This window comes from Variovorax sp. WDL1 (assembly GCF_001541225.1).
Taxonomy (GTDB): domain Bacteria; phylum Pseudomonadota; class Gammaproteobacteria; order Burkholderiales; family Burkholderiaceae_C; genus Variovorax.
Map to the genome: position 1 here is coordinate 1 of NZ_LMTS01000116.1, position 1,818 is coordinate 1,818.

The following is a 1,818-nucleotide window of genomic DNA, read 5'->3' on the forward strand; positions in this document are numbered from 1 at the left end:
CTCATGTCCGCGCCGGCGATGGCCGATTCCGCGGTATCCGCCACATCGCTGCGTGGAACCCGGACGGCAGCCTGCTGAATCCGGCTTATCGGACGAGCGAACACCTGCTGGCTTCGCCGGAGTTCCGCGCCGGATTCGCTCACCTCGAACCGCTTGGTCTCAGCTTCGACGCCTGGATCCTCTTTCCGCAACTTCCGCGGCTGGCGGCGCTCGCGCGCGCGTTTCCGCAGACGTCCATTGTGCTGAACCACTGCGGAGGTATTGTTCTCACAGGACGACATGCGCAACGCAGGGAAGAGGTGTTCGCAGCGTGGTCCGCCGGACTGATGGAGCTTGCCGCCTGCACGAACGTCATGGTCAAGCTTGGTGGACTTGGCATGCCTCTGACCGGATTCGGATTCGATGCAAGGGAGCAGTCCCCCTCTTCGGCGGAGCTCGCCGAAGCCTGGCGACCGTGGATCGAACACTGCATCGAGACGTTCGGGCCGGCCCGTTGCATGTTCGAAAGCAACTTCCCTGCGGACAAGAGCAGCTATGGATACGGGATCGGCTGGAACGCGATGAAGCGCATCGTCGCGGGAGCGAGCCCCGACGAAAAGGCGGACTTGTTCTGGCGCAGCGCCGCGCGGTTCTATCGCCTGCGAACTCTTGCACCCTGATCGCAGCTGGCCCGATTCGGGGAGAATCGCCCGAATAGGGAGCTTTCCCAATGGACGAATTCACGCGGATCCAGACTTTCATCAGGGTGGTCGAAGCCGGCAGCTTCTCCGCGGCAGCCCGGGAGATGTCGTCGATCAGTTCGGTGTCGCGGCAGGTGAAGTCACTGGAGGACGAATTGGGAGTGCGCCTGCTGAATCGCAACACCCGCAGCCTTTCGCTCACGGAGCCGGGCCGGCGCTTTTATGAGCGGGCCTGCGCGATTTTCAACGCCCTCAGCAACGCGAAGTCCGATGCGAAATCCTTCCAGGACAGCGTCAAGGGCGTGCTGCGGGTGTCCATCCGAGTGTCCGCAGGCACGACCATGATTGTCCCCGCGCTGCCGGCCTTTATGGCGCAGTATCCGGAGCTGAGCCTGGACATCTCGCTCTCCGACGAGAGGCGCGACCTCATCGCCAACAACATCGACGTTGCGGTATGGATGGGCCATATCCCGGACTCGGAGATCGTCGCGCGGCGCCTGAGCCCGAGCCAGCGCATCGTCTGCGGATCGCCGGTCTACTTCGAGCGCCACGGCATTCCCCGCACGCCAGAGGACCTGCGTCGCCACAACTGCCTGCTGTACACCGCGCGCGACTACGGCAGCCGTTGGGCCTTCAGCCGCGAAGGGCGGGAGCAGGAAATCGAGGTGCAGGGCAGCCTGCGCACGGACAACTCCCTGGTGCTGCTGTCGGCGGCGCTGAGCGACATTGGCCTGATCGTCGTGCACGAATGGATGGTCCGGTTGTACATTTCCGAAGGCCGGCTGGTGCGGGTGCTGAGCGATTACTGGGTGAATCCGCGGCCGGGGGACGCCGAGTTGTACGCCGTGTATCCGAGCAGCCGCGGACTTTCCCGCAAGGTGCGTGTGTTCGTCGATTTCCTGGTTGACCTGTTCGGTCGCCCCGGTGCGCAGCCCGAGGCGCGCTCCGCGGGGCGCCCACAAGCCAGCTGATCTTGCCGCCCAGCGCATAGCACCTTGCCGCGCGGCCGCGGGGATTCGATTCATCTAGTGGTCTTATCGAAGACCATAAGAATTAACCACTTGTTATGATGATTACCGCCCACCATACTATCCACTCCCCGGCAGCGTCGCACAGACTGTGCCGCCCTTCGCGGTCT

The 1,818-nt window shown here is 63.7% G+C and carries 2 protein-coding genes; both read left to right on the forward strand.

Annotation, left to right across the window (positions count from 1 at the left end; translation table 11 throughout):
* The coding region (locus APY03_RS16070; protein ID WP_157103411.1) for an amidohydrolase family protein at positions 1-659 on the forward strand (659 nt) is incomplete at its 5' end.
* A gap of 50 nt (positions 660-709) precedes the next feature.
* The gene (locus APY03_RS16075; protein ID WP_068678192.1) at positions 710-1,651 is read left to right on the forward strand and encodes a LysR family transcriptional regulator; all 942 of its coding nucleotides are present in this window, start codon (positions 710-712) and stop codon (positions 1,649-1,651) included.
* Positions 1,652-1,818 lie beyond the last annotated feature (167 nt).